Below are 16,652 nucleotides of genomic sequence, written 5' to 3' on the forward strand. Positions count from 1 at the left end.
GGGGAGGATGCCGCGGCCACGCGGCAAGGCAGGACGGCGGCATCGCTGCCGGCAGGGCATAAAACCATAAGAAGCGGGTAGGGTACCGCGTCGGGCGCGCAGCGCACGACGCGGTGTACCCGGGCAGGGGGAAGCATGACGACGACATGGTGCCGGCTGGCTCCGGCGCTGCTATGGGCAGCGATGCTGGTGCCGCAGCCTGCGGCAGCACAGGCGTTGCCGCAGGCCGTGGAGCAGGCCGTGCGCGGCAATCCCGAAGTGCTGGCGGCGGGCAGCAGGCGCCTGGCAGCCGACGAGGGGCTGAAGCAGGCGCGCGCCGGTTACCTGCCGCGCGTCGATGTCGGCGGCACCGGCGGGCGGGTACGCCTCGACAGCCAGAATTCGAGCGCGCTCGGCCGCTCGGATGCGTCATATGCGCGCCATGCCGCCGACATCACCATCACGCAAATGCTGTTTGACGGCTTCGCCGTCAGCAGCGACGTCGAGCGCCAGGGCGCAAGGATCGATGGCGCGGCCTACCGGGTCGGCGCCACCGCCGAGGACATCGCGCTGCGCACCGTGGGGGTGTATGTGGAGGTGTTGCGCCGCCAGGAAACGGTGGCCATCGGCGTAGCCAACCTGCAGGCGCACCAGCACATTTACGACCAGATCCGGCTGGGCGCCGACAACGGCGTACTGCGCCGCGCCGACCTGTTCCAGGCCGAGAGCCGGCTGGCGCTGGCGCAGGCCAGCCTGCGCGCCGAGGAAGGCGCGCTGCAGGATGCCGTGGCGGCTTTCCTGCGCGTGGTCGGGGCCCCGCCGCAGCGCTTGTCCCGCCCCGACTCGCTCGCCGCCGTGCTGCCCGCGAGCGAGCGCGAAGCGCAGCAGGTTGCCGGTGCCAACCATCCCGCGCTGGGAGCCGGCCAGGCCGACATTGCCGAAGCCGAGGCCGCGCGCTCGCTGGCGCGGTCTGAGCTGTGGCCCAGGCTGGACCTGGAGGCTGGCGCCGGGCGCGACCGCGATCGCGTGCTGGGCACCACCGACGAGCGCAGGGTGATGCTGCGCTTGCGCTACAACCTGTTCCGCGGCAACGCGGACAAGGCGCGCATCAATGAGGCCGGTTTCCAGATCCAGGAGGCGGAGCAGAACCTGGAGCGTCTGCGCCGGCAGGTGCATGAAAGCGTGACGTTGGCCTATAACGCCTACCGTACCGCGCAGGAACGGCTGGCGAGCCTGCAGCAGTATGTGCAGGCCAGTGATGCCACGCGCGTCAGCTACGGCCGCCAGTTCCGCATCGGCCAGCGCAGCCTGCTCGACCTGCTCAATGCCGAGAACGAGTACTTCAGCGCACGCACTGCCTATGTCACCGGCCAGTACACCGAGCTGGCCAGCCAGTACCGCATCCTGGCCGGCATGGGCGTGCTGCTGGCGACGCTGAACGTGGCGCCGCCGAGCGAGGCGATGGTTCACATGGGGATGCGCGCGGGGCGGCGCTAGCCAGGCTGGCATGCCGCCCGCGCATGTCCGGGCGGCGCATTGCTCATGGCAGCGCACCATGGCGAGCCACACAATGGAAAGGCCAACCGGAGCCTTTCATGTCATGCACTCTTTCCCTCGAAGCGGAATGCGTCGGCCTGCGTCTGCGAGCCGGCACGGAGCTGGTCTGCCGCGGCGGCACCGTGTGGGTAACCATCGAGGTGCCGGGCCGGCCATCGCCGGACCTGTTGCTTGCGCGTGGCGAGCGCCATCGGCTTCAGGGCGACGCCGAGGTGTTCCTTGCCGCGCTGCATGGCGCCGGTCCGGCGCTGTGCCGGATCGAGGCGCCGCCGCGACGCCGCGGCCCCGGCTTCAAGTGGCTGCGGGGCCTGGCATCATGGCCGTTTGCGCGGCTTCCTGGCAGATCCATGCCGCCACGCGCCTGACCTCGTCGCGCGGATGCGCGGCGGCGTGGATCAGCCAGTACGAATTCGGGCTGGGCGCCACTTGCCGCGCCGTCGGCACGACCACCAGCTGGCCGCCATCGATCAGCGGCCGCACCAGTTCCAGCCGCCCGAGCGCGATGCCTTGCCCCGCCAGCGCGGCGTGGACGACCTGGTCGTACTGGTTGAAGCGCAGCATGCCGCGCTGGCTGGCCTGACGGAATTCGCGCGGCGCCAGCCAGCTGCGCCATTGCAGCCACGGGCGCGGATCGTCGAACTCCAGCAGCGGCAACTGCAGCAGTGGGTCGCCGTGCTGCCCGGTCGCATCAAGCAGGGCAGGGTGGACGATCGGGGCGATATGCTCGCCGAACAGGCGCACGGCATCGGGCGGCGCCGCGGCGTCGCGGCAATAGCGCACCGCCAGGTCGATGCCCTCTTCACGCAGGTCGCTGATCCGGTTGCTGGCGGACAGGCGCACATCCAGATGCGGGTGTGCCTGCTGCAGGCTGCCGAGACGCGGCAGCAGCCACAGGCCGGTGACGCCGATGCTGGCGGTGATCGTGACCGGCTGCCGGCCCTCGCTGCGGCGCACCTCGGCCACCACGTCCTGCAGCTGCTGCAGCGCGCTGTCGGCGCTGCGAAACAAGCGCTCGCCCTCGGCGGTGAAGGCGACGCCGCGATGCTTGCGCACGAACAGCGGCACCTTCAGCTGCTCCTCCAGCGCATGGATCTGGCGGCTCACCGCCGACTGGGTCAGGCACAGGTCGTCCGCCGCCTGGGTGATGCTCATGCGCCGGCCGACGGCGACGAAGCCCTTGAGCAGGTCGAGCGAAAACAGGCGAACCAGCGGGACGGACATGGACGGGCCTCCGGTCGGACGGGCGATGACGCCATTACAGCACGGTCCGGGGCACTTCTGCCATGCTTGCTACGCATGGCAGAACGACCGAAAGATCGGTTGAAGGAGGGCCCGCCGTCGCTTGCAATAGAGCCATCGCGCCTGCGGGCGCCATCGTTCGACAAGGGCTGCCATGACCATCTTTCTGCCGCGCTCGTCCGCTGCCGGTGCCGTGCCCCCGCTTCCCGCGCCCTGGTGGCGGCAACTCTGGGTGCTGGTGCTGGCCGGTGGCGTGCTGATGGGGATGGCGCTGGGCGTGCGCCACGTGCAGGGACTGTTCATGTTGCCCATCATTGCCGAGCGCGGCTGGACCCGCGAGACCTTCGGCTTTGCCATGGCGGTGCAGAACCTGGCGTGGGGGCTGGCGCAGCCCTTTACCGGCATGCTGGCCGACCGCTACGGCTCATGGAAGGTGATGGCGGGCGGGCTGGCGCTGTATGCCGCGGGACTCTATGGAATGACGCAGGCGCATACCTCGGCGGCGCTGGTGTGGTCGGCGGGCCTGTGCATCGGCGTGGCCTTGTCCGGCACCACCTTCGGCGTGGTCTACGGTGCGCTCAGCCGGATGACCGGCGCCGCGCAGCGCAGCCGCGCGCTGGGGCTGGCCGGCGCCGTCGGCGGCATCGCCCAGTTTGCGCTGGTGCCGGGTGTGCAGGCGCTGCTTGCCGGGACGGGGTGGGCGGGGGCGCTGCTGCTGCTTGCCGTGGCGCTGGCCGTGCTGGTGCCACTGGCGCTGCCATTCCGCGACCGCGGCGCGGCGGCAGCGCCGGCCCACCCCGCGCCGGACGGGGCCGCGGGGCAGCCGTTGGGCGCCGCAGTGCGCGAGGCCTTCGGCCATTCCGGCTTCTGGCTGCTTAACCTGGGGTTTCTCGCGTGCGGCTTCCAGCTGGCCTTCATTGCCAGCCACTTGCCGGCCTATCTGCTGGACCGCGGCATGCGTCCGGCCGACGGCATGGCAGCGCTCGCCATCATCGCACTGGCCAATGTGGCTGGCGTCTATGCGTGCGGGCTGATGGGCGGGCGCCACAGCAAGAAGTACCTGCTCGCCGGCATCTATCTCGCGCGCACCGCGGTGATGGCGCTGTTCCTGCTGCTGCCGCTGAGCCCGGCGACGCTGTACGCCTTCAGCGCGGCGATGGGGTTCCTGTGGCTGGGCACGGTGCCACTGACCAACGGGATCCTGGCCCAGGTGTTCGGCGTGCGCTATCTCGCCACGCTGTTCGGCTTCGTCTTCCTGGGCCATCAGCTCGGCTCTTTCCTGGGCGTGTGGCTGGGCGGGCTGGTGTTCGAGCTGACCCGCTCGTATGACATGGTCTGGTACGGCGCCATGGTGCTGGGCATCGTCGCCGCGGCGCTGCACTCTCCGATCGACGATCGCCAGATCGTCCGGACCGGTCTGGCGACGGCACGGTCATGAGGCCCGGCATCCCCGTGCTCGGCGTCTGGCTGTCGGTGCTCGGTCTGATCGCGCTGTGCGCGGTGGCGCTGGCGCGATGGCTGGACCCGGCCTATGCGCAGGCGTGGATAGCGCTGATGGCGTTGTGCCGGTAGCCCGGTGGCTGTCGAACTGGCAACAAGCGGGGCCACTGTGTAACCAATCCGCAAAATGTATGCATTGCGCCACATTGAGTGCTGGCGCAGCGGGTAGAATCGCGCCTTCCGTGCCTTTTGCATCGTCCCTATAACAATGAGCTCCCGCCCGTCGCGCCTGCCGTGCATCGACGCCCTGAAAGCCGTCAGTTCGCAACTGATCGTCCTGCACCACCTCGCCTTCTATGGGCCGATGTCCGACGCGGCTTACCGGCTGGCGCCGGGGCTGGTGGACTGGCTCTATGACTACGCCCGCATCGCGGTGCAGGTGTTCCTTGTGATCAGCGGCTTCCTCGCGGCGCGCAGCCTGGCGCCCAACGGAAGGCTGGAGACCCGCCAGCATCCGCTCTTGATGCTGTGGCGCCGCTACCAGAAACTGGTGGTGCCGTTTGCCGCGGCGATCCTGCTGAGCATTGCCGGCGCCGCCGTGGCGCGGCACTGGATGGCGCATGACTCGATCCCGGCGTCGCCCACGCTGGGCCAGTTCGTCGCGCACTTGGCGCTGCTCCATGACATCCTCGATGTCGATGCCTTGTCGGCCGGCGTCTGGTACGTGGCCATCGACCTGCAACTGTTCGCGCTGCTGCTGGGCACGCTGTGGGCGGCGCGCGCGGTGTCGCGGGGCAGGGCTTCCGCCGGCGTCGCGGTCAGCATCGGGCTGGTGGCGCTGGCGGCGGTGGCCTCGCTGTTCTGGTTCAACCGCGATGCCGCGTGGGATATCTGGGCGGTGTACTTCTTCGGCGCCTATGGCCTGGGCACGCTGGCCTACTGGGCGTCGGCGCCCGGCCGCACGCTGCTGCCGCTGGCGCTGATCGGCGCGGTGGCGCTGGCCGCGCTGGCGCTGGACTTCCGGCTGCGGATTGCCGTGGCGCTGGCCACTGCGCTGCTGCTGGCGCTGGCACGGCGCGGCGAATGGCTGGAACGCTGGCCCCGGGCGCGCTTGGTGGGCTACTTCGGACGGATTTCCTATTCCGTGTTCCTGGTTCATTTCCCGGTGTGCCTGGTGGTCAATGCGCTGGTGTCGCATCTGGCACCGGGGCAGCCGGTGCTGAACGCGCTCGGCATGGCGGCGGCATGGGCCCTGAGCAATGTGGCGGGCGCCGTCTTCTACCGCTTCGTCGAAAGCGCGCAGCCGTTCGCGGCACTGCGGGCATTGCTGGGCGGCCGCGGTGACGCGGCGGGCGACTCGGGCCCGGGCTCGGCGCGCCGCCCGACCATGTAACCCTTGCACGCATCGCCGCGCGGCACTACCCCGAGCGCGCTTGCGTTGCGCGGCCGCGCGCGGCATCCCGGTGGTGCATGGATGCCGCGGGCGTGGTGCCGCCGGCACGCCCGGCGTGCATGGCGCTGCCGCGGACTTGCGTTGGGCGCCACACACATGGACGCCACACTGGCGTAAACGGGCATTGGGCGATGGCACAAAGGTTGCCTAGTATGGAATCGTAAACCTGACCAATTGGTCAGGATTCCATCGGGAACCGAGGGTGCCATGTCCGACCATATCGTCCTGACTTCGCACGCGCGCCGCGACAAGCCGGCCGAGCCGATCCACTGGGGCGCCCCCACGGCGGCGCAGCGCGGACCGGTGATCGCCAGCCTGGGCAACCCGGCGCAGCGCAATGTGATCGGCACCCACGCCGGCGCCTACGCCATCTACCGGGCCCTCGCGGTTGCCTCCGGCACGCTGCAGCGCGACCACCGTCCCGACCTGACCGACACCGCGCCCGCCGAAGCCATCGGCCCGCATCCGCAGTGGGGCGACCCGGACAAGATCGTCTCGCTCGATCCCTGGGGGCACCTGGTCTCCACCGTCTTTGCCGACCGCATCGCCGCCGGCGTCGATATCCGCCCGACCATCGCGGTGACGCGCGCGCACATCAACATGCCCGAGCTGGTCTCGGCCATTGCCGCGGGCCGGCTCAGGCCCGACGGCAACCTGTTGCATGCCAATGGCGACGTGCGCGTGACCAAGGCGGCAGTCGACCCGGTGTGGTACCTGCCCGGCATGGCGGCCCGTTTCGGCATCAAGGAAAGCGTGCTGCGCCGCAGCCTGTTCGAGCAGACCGGCGGCATGTTCCCGGAACTGGTGACGCGGCCGGACCTGAAGGTGTTTTTGCCGCCGATCGGCGGCATGACGCTGTATTTCTTTGGCGATGTCAGCCAGCTGGGCAAGCCCGAGACCCGCGTGGCTTGCCGCGTGCACGATGAATGCAACGGATCGGATGTGTTCGGGTCAGACATCTGTACCTGCCGGCCGTACCTGGCACACGGCATCGAGGTGTGCATCGAGATGGCGCAGCAGGGAGGTGTCGGGCTGGTGGTCTACAACCGCAAGGAGGGCCGCGCGCTGGGCGAGGTGACCAAGTTCCTGGTCTACAACGCGCGCAAGCGGCAGGTTGGCGGCGACCGCGCCGAGACTTATTTTGCCCGTACCGAATGCGTGGCGGGCGTGCAGGACATGCGTTTCCAGGAGCTGATGCCGGATGTGTTCCATTGGCTGGGCATCCGCCGCATCGACCGCTGGGCGTCGATGAGCAACATGAAGCACGGCGCGCTGGTGGCGCAGGGCATCGAGGTGGTCGAGCAGGTGGCGATCCCCGAGGCGCTGATCCCCGCCGACGCGCGTGTCGAGATCGACGCCAAGGTGGCCGCGGGCTACTTCACGCACTACACGCCGCCGGATGCGAACGAACTGGCCCTGGCAAAGGGCAGGGGGTTGAACGAATGACGATGTATCCCGAGCACGGCAGTGCCGGCAACGAGCGCCAGGGCAACGGCTGGCTGAACCCGGTGCCCGAAGGGCATCCCGCGGCGGCGCTGCTGTGCGCCGAGGCGGTGCGCACCCATTGCGCGGCGGTCACCGAACATGTGGCCAGCGGCGACTCCGAACTCTTCACCTGGCATCCGGACCGCGTGCATGCGATTGCCGATTACGTCGCCAGCACCATCCGCCAGCGCTACCCGGACCTGCAGGTGCCGTATCACAGCCGCTGGCGCCATTTCGAAAGCGGCGCGGCCGACCAGCGCGCGGATCGCTGGCAGGTGCTGTGCGAGCGTGCCGCGCTGAGCGGGCCCGAACACCGCGAGGAGCGCGCCCGCATCGGCATCGACCTGGTGATCCCGAGCGTGCTGCTGGACGCCGGCGCCGGCCCGGACTGGCGCTACCGCGATCCGGGCAGCGACCTGGTGCTGACACGCTCGGAAGGGCTGGGCGCCGCCAGCTTCGACCTGTTCGCGCGCGGCGGTTTTTCCGCGGCGCCGGGCGATCCGCTGCGCGCCGATGCCGAACGCCTGCAGCGCATCGACGCCGACAGCATTGCCCACGCCTTCCAGGTCGCGCAGCACAACCCGCTGGTGGGGCTGGAAGGCCGCGCCGGGCTGCTGCGCCGGCTGGGCGAGGTGATGGAAGCGACCCCGGCGCTGTTCGGCCGGCCGGCGCGGCTGGGCAATCTCTACGATTACCTGAAGGCGCATGCCGTCGGCGGCGACCTCGATGCGGGCTTCCTGCTGCGCACCTTGCTGGTCGGGCTGGGGCCGGTGTGGCCGGGGCGGATCGTGGTCGAGGGCGTGTCGCTGGGCGACTGCTGGCGCCATCCGGCGGCGCCGGGCGGGCTGGTGCCGTTCCACAAGCTGACCCAGTGGCTGACCTACTCGCTGCTGGAGCCGCTCGAGGACGCCGGCCTGACCGTGACCGGCCTGGATGCGCTGACCGGCCTCCCCGAGTACCGCAACGGCGGCCTGCTGTACGACTTCGAGCTGATGGTGCCGCGCGATCCCGGCTTTGCCGCCGTGCCGCATGCGGTGGATGAGCCCGTCATCGTCGAATGGCGCGCGCTGACCGTGAGCGGCCTGGACCTGGTGGCGGACTGCGTGCGCCAGGCGCTGGGCCTGGAGGAAGCGCAGTTTCCGCTGGCGCGCGTGCTCGAAGGCGGCACCTGGGCGGCCGGGCGGCGCATCGCCGCCAAGCGCCGGCCCGGCGGCGCGCCGCCGTTTGCCATCACCAGCGACGGCACGGTGTTCTGAACCCGCCGCCCGCGCGGCGGGCGGCGTTGCAGGCAGGGATCGCTTGTGCAACGTGGCATCAGGAGCGTCACCATGAACGACATGTCCGCTGTTCCCGCAGTTGAGCCCGGCGTGCCGGATCCCGCCGATCCTGCCAGCCTGTCCGGCGTGATGGTGGTCGACCACCCGCTGGTGCAGCACAAGGTCACGCTGGTGCGCAGCGAGGAGACCACCACCGACAACTTCCGCCGCCTGGTGCGCGAGATCAGCCAGCTGCTGACCTACGAAGCCACGCGCGACCTGGCGATGGAAACCGTCGCGATCCGCACGCCGATCGCCGCCACGCAGTCGCGCGTGCTGTCCGGCAAGAAGCTGTGCCTGGTGTCGATCCTGCGCGCGGGCAACGGCTTTATCGACGGCATGCTCGACCTGCTGCCGGCGGCGCGCGTCGGGCATATCGGCCTGTACCGTGACCCCGAGACGCTGGAGCCGATCGAGTATTACTTCAAGATGCCCGAGGACATCCAGGAGCGCATGGTGATCGTGGTCGATCCGATGCTGGCCACCGGCAATTCGGCCATCGCCGCGCTGAACCGGCTCAGGGAGGCCGGCGTCACCACCATGAAGTATGTGTGCCTGATCGCCTCGCGCCCCGGCCTGCGCGCGCTGCGCGCGGCGCATCCGGATGTGGGCATCGTCACCGCGGCCATCGACGAGACGCTCAACGAGCACGGCTATATCGTGCCCGGCCTGGGCGACGCCGGCGACCGCCTGTACGGCACGCGCTGATGGACTCGCACGCCGGCCTTGCGCCGACAGTGCGTGCGCCGCCCGTGCGCGGGGCGGCGGGCGGCCGCATCCGGCAGGAGAACCAGGCCATGATCCTGCGCGCGGCCGAGCACGTGTTTGCGCGCGCCGGGTTTGCCGGCGCCACCATGGCGGAGATCGCCATGCGCGCGGGCGTGCCCAAGTCGAACCTGCATTACTACTTCCGCACCAAGCAGGCGCTGTACCGCGCGGTGCTGGCGCACACGCTGCAGCTGTGGCTGTCCGAAGCCGACGTGATCCGTGCCGAACTGCCGCCGCAGGTGGCGCTGGAACAGTACATCCGCGCCAAGATGCGGCTGTCGGCCAGCCATCCGGACGCGTCGCGGGTGTTCGCCAACGAGCTGCTGCAAGGCGCGCCCGAGATCGGCGAGGTGCTGCGCCACGCCCTGCGCGAACTGGTGTCGCGCAAGGCCGCGGTGGTGCAGCAGTGGATCGACCGCGGCCAGATGGCGCCGGTCGATCCGCAGCACCTGTTCTTCACCATCTGGGCCGCCACGCAGACCTACGCGGATTTTGAATCGCAGGTCTGCGCGGTGCTGGGTATCAGCCGGCTGCAGCCGCAGGACTATGCGCACGCCACCGAGCACGTGGTGGTGATGCTGCTGCGTGGCTGCGGCCTGGCGCCGGTGCCGCTGGCCTGAGCTCACCCATACCGGATACGACGACTCGACCCATGCTCGACCTGATCCTGCGGCATTGCAACCTGCCCGACGGGCGCACCGGCATCGATATCGGCATCGCCGATGGCCGCATCGCCGCAGTCGGGCCAGCCCTGGCCGCGCGCGCCGGCGAAGAGATCGATGCCGCCGGCCAGCTGGTGACGCCGCCGTTCGTCGATGCGCACTTCCATATGGACTCCACGCTGTCGTACGGGCTGCCGCGCGTGAACCAGTCGGGCACGCTGCTGGAAGGCATTGCGCTGTGGGGCGAGCTCAAGCCGCTGCTGACCCAGGAAGCCATCGTCGAGCGCGCGCTGGCCTATTGCGACTGGGCCGTGGCGCGCGGGCTGCTGGCGATCCGCTCGCATGTCGATGTGTGCGATCCGCGCCTGCTGGCGGTGGAGGCGCTGCTGCACGTGCGCGAACGCGTGCGGCCGTACCTCGACCTGCAGCTGGTGGCGTTCCCGCAGGACGGCGTGCTGCGCGCGCCCGGCACGCTGGCCAACCTCAAGCGCGCGCTGGAGCTGGGCGTCGACGTGGCCGGCGGCATTCCGCATTTCGAGCGCACCATGGCGCAGGGGGCGGAGTCGGTGCGGCTGCTGTGCGAGCTGGCGGCCGAACGCGGCCTGCGCGTGGACATGCATTGCGACGAAAGCGACGATCCGCTGTCGCGCCATGTCGAGACCCTTGCCAGCGAAACCGTGCGGCTGGGCCTGCAGGGCAGGGTGGCGGGCTCGCACCTGACCTCGATGCATTCGATGGACAACTACTACGTGTCCAAGCTGATCCCGCTGATGCGCGAGGCCGGCGTCGCGGCGATCGCCAATCCGCTGATCAACATCACGCTGCAGGGGCGGCACGATACTTACCCAAAGCGCCGCGGCATGACGCGCGTGCCCGAGCTGATGGCGGCGGGCGTGCCGGTCGCGTTCGGCCATGATTGCGTGATGGACCCGTGGTATGGCCTGGGCTCCGGCGACATGCTGGAAGTGGCGCACATGGGCCTGCACGTGGCGCAGATGACCGGGCAGGAGGCGATGCGCGCCTGCTTCGACGCGGTCACCGCCGCGCCGGCGCGCATCCTGGGGCTGGAAGGCTATGGCCTGGAACCGGGCTGCCGCGCCGACCTGGTGCTGCTGCAGGCGCGCGACCCGGTCGAGGCGATCCGGCTGCGCGCCACGCGGCTGCGCGTGCTGCGCGCCGGCAAGACCATCGCCGCCATGCCAGCGGCGACCGCCGCGCTGGCGCTGCCTGGGCGGCCGGCGCAGGTGGATTTCCGGCGCGGCGGCGGTGCGGCATAGCGCGCACAAAGTTTTTTGCATGCGGGTGTTGACAGTACCCGCAGCGCTCGGCATAATTTCGTTCTTCGCATCGCAGCAGCAATGCAGCCGCATCGCAGCAGCAATACGAAGCCCAGATGGCGGAATTGGTAGACGCACTAGGTTCAGGTCCTAGCGGTGGCAACACTGTGGAGGTTCGAGTCCTCTTCTGGGCACCAAAATTCGGAAAGGCTCGCGCAAGCGAGCCTTTCTTCGTTTCAGGCCATGCTCCATGGCAACCACGTCCGCGCGAGCGGGCTTTTTTTTCGTCCGCAGCTTTCGGGCGTGGCCTGGCCCACTGGTTCAGCGTGCCGGCACCCCGTCGAGGTCCTGCGCCTCGCGCACGCAGTTGCGGCCCTCGGCCTTGGCGCGGTACATGGCCGCGTCGGCCGCGCCGAACAGGCGCTGCCAGTGGCTGGCGCCGCCATGGCCGACGGCCACGCCGAAGCTGGCGGTCACGCCAAGCTGCGTGGTGCCGGACAGGTAGACCGGCCGCGACGCGATCGCCGCGCGCAGCGTTTCGGCCAGCGCCGCGGCTGCGCCGGGCCGGCCGTGCGGCAGCCACAGCGCAAATTCCTCGCCGCCGAAGCGGGCCAGCACCCCCTCGGCCGGCACCAGCGCGCGCATCTGCGCGGCGATATTGCGCAACACCTGGTCGCCCGCCGCATGGCCGTGGCGGTCATTGATCTGCTTGAAGCGGTCGACGTCGACCAGCACCAGGCTGGCGGACTCGTGCGCGCCATACCGGGCCGCCACCAGTTCCAGCGCGCGCCGGTTCAGCAGGCCGGTGAGGCTGTCGGTGCGGGCTTGCTGCTCCAGCTGCGCGGTCAGCGCGGCGCGCTCGCGCAGCTTGCGGCGCAGGATCTCGATGGCATCGAACAGGCGCCGCATCTCGGCGGCCTGGCCCGTGCGATCAGCCTGCGCGGCGTCGTGCGCATGGCCGCGGTCCTCGGCCAGCGCAATCACCTCCGCCCGCGCGCGCAGCAGCGGCAGGAACACCGCGCGCCGCGCAAACACCAGCATGTAGCCCAGCACCGCGAGGATCAGCGCCGACGCGCCGCAAGCCGCCGCGAGCCGGCGCAGCGCGCGCTCGCGCGTGCTGGTGAAATGCGCCACCACTTCGTCCAGGAACACGCTGCGCAGCCGCTCCAGCGGCTCCAGCGTGGGCACGTAGCGGTTGGTCAGTTCGGTGGGCGTCATCGAGTAGTTGCCGGACAGGCGCCCCTGCGCCACCAGGCTGTCGACCATGGCCACGCCGCGGCCGAAGAACTGGTGGCCGGCGTCGGCATAAGCCTGCTCGAGCGCGGGTGCCGCGCCGAACATGTTGTATGCCGGCCCGGCCAGTTGCCACAGCTCCAGCAGCCGTCCGCGCGAGCGCGTCGCGTCGACCAGGCTCTGCACCGGCATCGGCTGGCGCGCCGCCACCGGCGCCATGATCTGCGACGCCATGCGCCCGGCGTACTCGCGCAGGTCGCCCAGCATCTTGCCGGTCAGCGCGGGCGCGGCCAGGCCGTCATGGCAAGCGGAAAGCTCGCGCACCTGCCAGGCGATGGCCGGCTGCAGCGCGTCGACAACTTCGAACATGCCTGCGATGGCATGGCGGATCTCGTCCATGTCGCGCTGCTGCGGCGCGCGCGCGGCAAGGTCGTCGATCTCGGCGCGCGCCCGTGCCAGGCGCTCGCGCACGCGCTCGACCATCAGCGGCGGCAGGCGGTGGCTGTGCAGGCCGAAGGGGGCCGGCGTCGGCGCGGACAGCCGAGCCAGCGCGGCGTCGCTGCGGGCGCGGAATGCCTGCAGGCGCTCGCGCGCCGCGCTGTGGGGCGAGGGCGGCTCGCCCAGCACGCTGTTGGCCGGGCCGCGTTCGGCGGACAGCGTGTTGGCGGCGTCCAGCACGTCGCGGTACGCCGAGATGTCGTACAGGTTCTGACGGGCCGCGGCGAAGTCGCCGTACGAGGCGGCGATCACCAGTGCCGCCAGCACCACCGTGCACAGGCCGCCCACCGTGGTCGCCACCGCCAGCTTGCGCTGCAGGCTGCGGCGCGGTCCGTTGCCGGCGCTCGGCGCAGTGCCGTTGCCGGGATCAAGCTGTCGGGCGCGTTGCCGCAGGGCCATGCTGTCTCCACCCGGCTGCCAGTGGCCGGGCCATGCGTGAAAATTCTGTCAATCCCGACATTATTGACGAAAACGCTGCGGCACCTGTCCAAATCTTCCGCGATTCGCGCGGGCGACAGCGGCGCCGGCCCTTGCCCGGCAGGCTTTTCGCGGAGGCGCGCAGCCGAACATTTGCGGCTAACTCTGGCGGGGCATTTGACCTATGCTCAAGCTCATCGGGCAGGCATTTATAACGTCCCGAAGGTGGTTGCCATGACGTTGGTCTTGTCATCATCGAGAGAGAGGGAGGCGGGGACGAGCCCCGGATGGCACGGCTGTGCCGCGCATCCCGGCAGCGTCCGCCATCACCTGCATTACTGCGCCATGCTGGCCATGCTGATGTGTGCGCTGGCCCACGCAGATGAAGCCTTGCCGGATTTCCACGGCGCTTCCGGCTCTGATCCACCGCTGCAGGCAAGACTGGCGCAAGCCGGTCCGGCGGAGCTGGCGCAGGTTGCCGGGCAGTTCGCCGACGGCGCCGAAGCGGGCGGCTGGATGGTCCAGCCGCTGGAGCCGGTGGTGGTCGAATACGCGGCGGTGTCCGCACCATCCCCATCTTCTTCCACATTGCCGCGCGCCCTCGGCGCCGGGCCCGATGACGATGCCCCGGGCCTCGCCGCGGTGGACCGCGAGACCGCGGCCATGCCCGAGCGTGCGCGCCGGCTGTCGCTGCATCTCGATGACATCACCACCGCCAGCGGCTTTGCCGACAACCGCGTGCGCACCATGGCGCTGGCGGTCGATGCCGTGGTGCCGCGCGCCGGCGGGCTGACCATCCAGCCGCGGCTGCAACTTGCCTACCAGCCCGGCATGAGCGCGGACCCGAACAAGTTGTCGCAGGCCATGCCCGGCGATGCCAGCGCCACCGGCATCGGTGTGCGCCTGTACGGCGCGCAGCCGACACGGCTGGCCGGCATCTATCCGTTCGTCGAGGCCGACTGGTGGCAAGAGAGCCGCAAGCAGGTCATCAATATCAACGGCACCAAGATCGATGCCGACCTGCTGCGCGGACTGTTCTCGTTCAATATCGGCGCGCATGGCAATACCAAGACCGGCGTCAAGCTGTGGTTCAAGGTCAGGGCGGGGCGCAACCCGAGCGGCACCGTCGGCGCGCGCTATCGCTGGTAGGGGTTGTTGGGGTGGTGGGGGCAGTCGCGCGCAAGGCGCGCGGCAACAAAAAAGGGCTTCCGTTTCCGGAAGCCCTTTTTCTTTCTGCATAGGTGGCGCGGCTGGCAGGATTCGAACCCACGACCCCTTGGTTCGTAGCCAAGTACTCTATCCAACTGAGCTACAGCCGCACACGAGAGGCGCAATTGTATCGCAATTATTGATTTGCGCAAGCCCCCCGCCCAAAAATCTTCATCGACCGCCGCCGGCTTCAGCCCGCGGCTTCCGACCACACGCCATCCGCCTCCTGGGCCTTGCCTTCGTCACGCAGCTTGAGCAGGTGCGCCAGCAGCGAGCGCTGCGCCACCGGGTGCATGCGCGGCGGCACATCGTCATAGACCCGCTGCACCAGTTCGCCGAGCGCAGCAGGGCCGAGTTCGCGCAGCGCGCCGGCGACCTTGGCCTCGCGCTGCAGGCGGTGCCGCACCAGGATGCGGATCGCGTCCTGCGGGCGCGCGATCAGGAAACCGTGCCCCGGCGCCAGCCACTCGAGGTCTTCTTCCTGCAGCGCCGCGAGCGAGTTCAGGTAGGCACGCATGTCGCCGTCGGGCGGCCCGATCACGACCGTCGATCCCTGCATCACGTGGTCGCCGGTGAAGAGGGTCTTCTCTTCCTCCAGCAGGTAGCACAAGTGGTTGGACGCATGGCCGGGGGTGTGGCAGACGCGCAGGGTACAGTCTTCCGCCAGGGCCAGGCGCTCGCCATGCTGCAGTTCGCGCTGCGGCGCGAAGGTGGCGTCCTGCCAGGGGCCGGCGGGTGCGGCGCGTCCCAGCACGGTGGCGCCGGTGGCGGCCTGCAACGCCGCCGCCGCGGGCGAATGGTCCAGGTGCGTATGCGTGGCGAGAATCCAGCGGATCGGGCCGGGCGCCGCTTCCAGGATGGCGCGTACATGCTCGCCATCGTCCGGGCCCGGATCGATCACCGCCCATTCGTTGCGTGCGCCGCCGCCGACCAGGTAGGTATTGGTGCCCGGGCCGGTCATCACGCTGCCGTTGTTGGCGGTGACGCGCCATACCCGCTGCGACAACTGCACCGGCACGCCGGGTGCAAGCTCGTAGCGCCCGTGCACTTTGCCGTCGGGGTCGATGCGGCCGATCTCGGCGTAGCACGGCTCGTTCGGCATCACCGGGCGCACCCCGGCCGCGCCGGTAGCGAGCCGCGGCATGATGCAGGCGATGCCGCGCAACTGCGAGAAATAGGCAAAGCACGCGGCGGCGGTCTCGAACTGTGCGATCGAGCTCAGCGTTTTGCGCGTGACATGCATCATCGGCAGGCCGCTGGCAGGGTCGGCGGCGTCGGCCGGGCGCACCCAGCGGTGCTCCACGATCTCGGTGCCGTCAGGCACGGCCAGCTGGCCCTCGGGCGCGATGGCGACGAAGAAGCGGGTGTCGAAACGCTTGGGCAGGCCGGGCGGCGTCAGCCAGTAGCTGTGATAGGCCAGGCGGTCCGCCGCCAGGCGCAGGCCGAGCTGCTCGCAGGCGTGGGCCAGCCCGGGACCGCCGCGTTGCACGGCCTCGCGCAGCAGCGCCTGCTGCGCGGGGTCCAGCTCGTGCGGCGCGCGCAGGCGCCCTTGAGGGTCGCAGGCGAACAGCAGGCCGGCTTCTTCGAAGCATTCGCGCACCGCGGCGAGGTAGAAGTCCAGGCCGCTGGCCGGCAGGCCCAGGCGCTCGCTGGCGATGGCGTCATCGAGGCCGTGGGCGTGCGCGTGCAGGTGCCGGTCTTGCGCATCGAGGGTGCCGCCGGGAAAAACATAGGCGCCGCTGCTGCGGTCGTTGGCGCGTTCGACGCGGCGCACCAGCAGCACTTCCATGCCGCCGGGCGCGTCGCGCACCACCAGCAGGCTGGCGGCCGTGCGCAGCAGTGGCGTGGGGATGGCGGGGCGGTTGCCGCTTGTCTCTGTGGTTGTCATTGTGTCGGCATCGTGGGTTGTACGCGCGGCGCGCCGGGGGGCAAGGTCGGGCAAGGCCGGGCGCGGCCGCGTGCGCTAGTTTAGCCGCGTTCGCGGATTCGAAAGTCCGGGAAAGTCCGGGGAACGCCGGCGCCGCGGCTGCTGCCACGCGGGTCCGGGCAGGCGGCAACCCTGGTCGGGCTTTGGCTTTTCCGGCCACAGGCAGTAACCTGATAGCTCCGCTTCACTTTC

Annotated in this window: 14 protein-coding genes and 2 tRNA genes; 12 read left to right on the plus strand and 4 right to left on the minus strand. The window is 70.1% G+C overall.

Annotated features, from left to right (window positions below; genetic code table 11):
* Positions 1-135 precede the first annotated feature (135 nt).
* Positions 136-1,476, plus strand: coding sequence for a TolC family outer membrane protein (locus tag LIN44_RS16940; protein ID WP_227315442.1), 1,341 nt, complete (start codon positions 136-138; stop codon positions 1,474-1,476).
* 98 nt (positions 1,477-1,574) lie between these two features.
* Complete coding sequence (locus tag LIN44_RS16945) at positions 1,575-1,901, plus strand: DUF2917 domain-containing protein (protein WP_227315443.1); 327 nt, start codon at positions 1,575-1,577, stop codon at positions 1,899-1,901.
* Here LIN44_RS16945 and LIN44_RS16950 read toward each other — a convergent pair.
* Positions 1,828-2,757, minus strand: coding sequence for a LysR substrate-binding domain-containing protein (locus LIN44_RS16950; protein WP_227315444.1), 930 nt, complete (start codon positions 2,755-2,757; stop codon positions 1,828-1,830). The genes LIN44_RS16945 and LIN44_RS16950 overlap by 74 nt on opposite strands.
* 172 nt (positions 2,758-2,929) lie before the next feature.
* Between LIN44_RS16950 and LIN44_RS16955 the strand changes: the two genes are divergently transcribed.
* From LIN44_RS16955 to LIN44_RS16995, 9 genes are all read left to right on the plus strand, one after another.
* Positions 2,930-4,213, plus strand: a complete 1,284-nt coding sequence (locus tag LIN44_RS16955; protein ID WP_227315445.1) for an MFS transporter — start codon at positions 2,930-2,932, stop codon at positions 4,211-4,213.
* A complete protein-coding gene (locus LIN44_RS16960; RefSeq protein ID WP_227315446.1) occupies positions 4,210-4,347 on the plus strand; it encodes a hypothetical protein in 138 nt (45 codons plus the stop codon). The genes LIN44_RS16955 and LIN44_RS16960 overlap by 4 nt, the downstream gene beginning before the upstream one ends.
* Positions 4,348-4,483: 136 nt before the next feature.
* A complete protein-coding gene (locus LIN44_RS16965) occupies positions 4,484-5,608 on the plus strand; it encodes an acyltransferase (RefSeq protein WP_227315447.1) in 1,125 nt (374 codons plus the stop codon).
* Positions 5,609-5,875: 267 nt separating this feature from the next.
* Entirely contained in the window at positions 5,876-7,114 is a 1,239-nt protein-coding gene (locus tag LIN44_RS16970) for a GTP cyclohydrolase II (protein WP_227315448.1), read from the plus strand.
* Positions 7,111-8,409, plus strand: a complete 1,299-nt coding sequence (locus LIN44_RS16975) for a URC4/urg3 family protein (RefSeq protein ID WP_227315449.1) — start codon at positions 7,111-7,113, stop codon at positions 8,407-8,409. The genes LIN44_RS16970 and LIN44_RS16975 overlap by 4 nt, the downstream gene beginning before the upstream one ends.
* 72 nt (positions 8,410-8,481) lie before the next feature.
* Positions 8,482-9,177: a uracil phosphoribosyltransferase gene (gene upp / locus LIN44_RS16980; protein ID WP_227315450.1), complete on the plus strand. Its 696-nt coding sequence runs from the start codon at positions 8,482-8,484 to the stop codon at positions 9,175-9,177.
* The gene (locus LIN44_RS16985; RefSeq protein ID WP_227315451.1) at positions 9,177-9,857 is read left to right on the plus strand and encodes a TetR/AcrR family transcriptional regulator; all 681 of its coding nucleotides are present in this window, start codon (positions 9,177-9,179) and stop codon (positions 9,855-9,857) included. Before upp ends, LIN44_RS16985 begins: the two co-directional genes overlap by 1 nt.
* A 32-nt stretch (positions 9,858-9,889) precedes the next feature.
* The gene (locus tag LIN44_RS16990; protein WP_227315452.1) at positions 9,890-11,176 is read left to right on the plus strand and encodes an amidohydrolase family protein; all 1,287 of its coding nucleotides are present in this window, start codon (positions 9,890-9,892) and stop codon (positions 11,174-11,176) included.
* 110 nt (positions 11,177-11,286) lie between these two features.
* Positions 11,287-11,373: transfer RNA gene (locus LIN44_RS16995), tRNA-Leu, on the plus strand.
* A gap of 124 nt (positions 11,374-11,497) precedes the next feature.
* Here the strand turns inward: LIN44_RS16995 and LIN44_RS17000 are convergent.
* Positions 11,498-13,306 (minus strand): diguanylate cyclase, encoded by a 1,809-nt coding sequence (locus tag LIN44_RS17000; RefSeq protein WP_227315453.1) that lies wholly within the window; start codon positions 13,304-13,306, stop codon positions 11,498-11,500.
* Between the two features lie 363 nt (positions 13,307-13,669).
* Between LIN44_RS17000 and LIN44_RS17005 the strand changes: the two genes are divergently transcribed.
* Positions 13,670-14,473 (plus strand): hydrolase, encoded by an 804-nt coding sequence (locus LIN44_RS17005; protein WP_370641711.1) that lies wholly within the window; start codon positions 13,670-13,672, stop codon positions 14,471-14,473.
* A gap of 93 nt (positions 14,474-14,566) precedes the next feature.
* Here the strand turns inward: LIN44_RS17005 and LIN44_RS17010 are convergent.
* Both LIN44_RS17010 and LIN44_RS17015 read right to left on the minus strand, forming a co-directional pair.
* Positions 14,567-14,643 (minus strand) — tRNA-Arg (locus tag LIN44_RS17010).
* An 80-nt stretch (positions 14,644-14,723) separates the two neighbouring features.
* Positions 14,724-16,421: an MBL fold metallo-hydrolase gene (locus tag LIN44_RS17015; protein WP_227315455.1), complete on the minus strand. Its 1,698-nt coding sequence runs from the start codon at positions 16,419-16,421 to the stop codon at positions 14,724-14,726.
* Positions 16,422-16,652 lie beyond the last annotated feature (231 nt).

This window comes from Cupriavidus sp. MP-37, from assembly GCF_020618415.1.
Taxonomy (GTDB): domain Bacteria; phylum Pseudomonadota; class Gammaproteobacteria; order Burkholderiales; family Burkholderiaceae; genus Cupriavidus.

Bases quoted from the DNA above. Each gene is read 5' to 3' on its own strand.
- LIN44_RS16960 (WP_227315446.1), top strand. From the start codon at position 4,210: ATGAGGCCCGGCATCCCCGTGCTCGGCGTCTGGCTGTCGGTGCTCGGT.
- LIN44_RS16940 (WP_227315442.1), top strand. From the start codon at position 136: ATGACGACGACATGGTGCCGGCTGGCTCCGGCGCTGCTATGGGCAGCG.
- LIN44_RS16945 (WP_227315443.1), top strand. From the start codon at position 1,575: ATGTCATGCACTCTTTCCCTCGAAGCGGAATGCGTCGGCCTGCGTCTG.
- LIN44_RS16950 (WP_227315444.1), bottom strand. From the start codon at position 2,757: ATGTCCGTCCCGCTGGTTCGCCTGTTTTCGCTCGACCTGCTCAAGGGC.
- upp (WP_227315450.1), top strand. From the start codon at position 8,482: ATGAACGACATGTCCGCTGTTCCCGCAGTTGAGCCCGGCGTGCCGGAT.
- LIN44_RS16985 (WP_227315451.1), top strand. From the start codon at position 9,177: ATGGACTCGCACGCCGGCCTTGCGCCGACAGTGCGTGCGCCGCCCGTG.
- LIN44_RS17005 (WP_370641711.1), top strand. From the start codon at position 13,670: ATGCTGGCCATGCTGATGTGTGCGCTGGCCCACGCAGATGAAGCCTTG.
- LIN44_RS16990 (WP_227315452.1), top strand. From the start codon at position 9,890: ATGCTCGACCTGATCCTGCGGCATTGCAACCTGCCCGACGGGCGCACC.
- LIN44_RS16975 (WP_227315449.1), top strand. From the start codon at position 7,111: ATGACGATGTATCCCGAGCACGGCAGTGCCGGCAACGAGCGCCAGGGC.
- LIN44_RS16965 (WP_227315447.1), top strand. From the start codon at position 4,484: ATGAGCTCCCGCCCGTCGCGCCTGCCGTGCATCGACGCCCTGAAAGCC.
- LIN44_RS16955 (WP_227315445.1), top strand. From the start codon at position 2,930: ATGACCATCTTTCTGCCGCGCTCGTCCGCTGCCGGTGCCGTGCCCCCG.
- LIN44_RS17015 (WP_227315455.1), bottom strand. From the start codon at position 16,421: ATGACAACCACAGAGACAAGCGGCAACCGCCCCGCCATCCCCACGCCA.
- LIN44_RS16970 (WP_227315448.1), top strand. From the start codon at position 5,876: ATGTCCGACCATATCGTCCTGACTTCGCACGCGCGCCGCGACAAGCCG.
- LIN44_RS17000 (WP_227315453.1), bottom strand. From the start codon at position 13,306: ATGGCCCTGCGGCAACGCGCCCGACAGCTTGATCCCGGCAACGGCACT.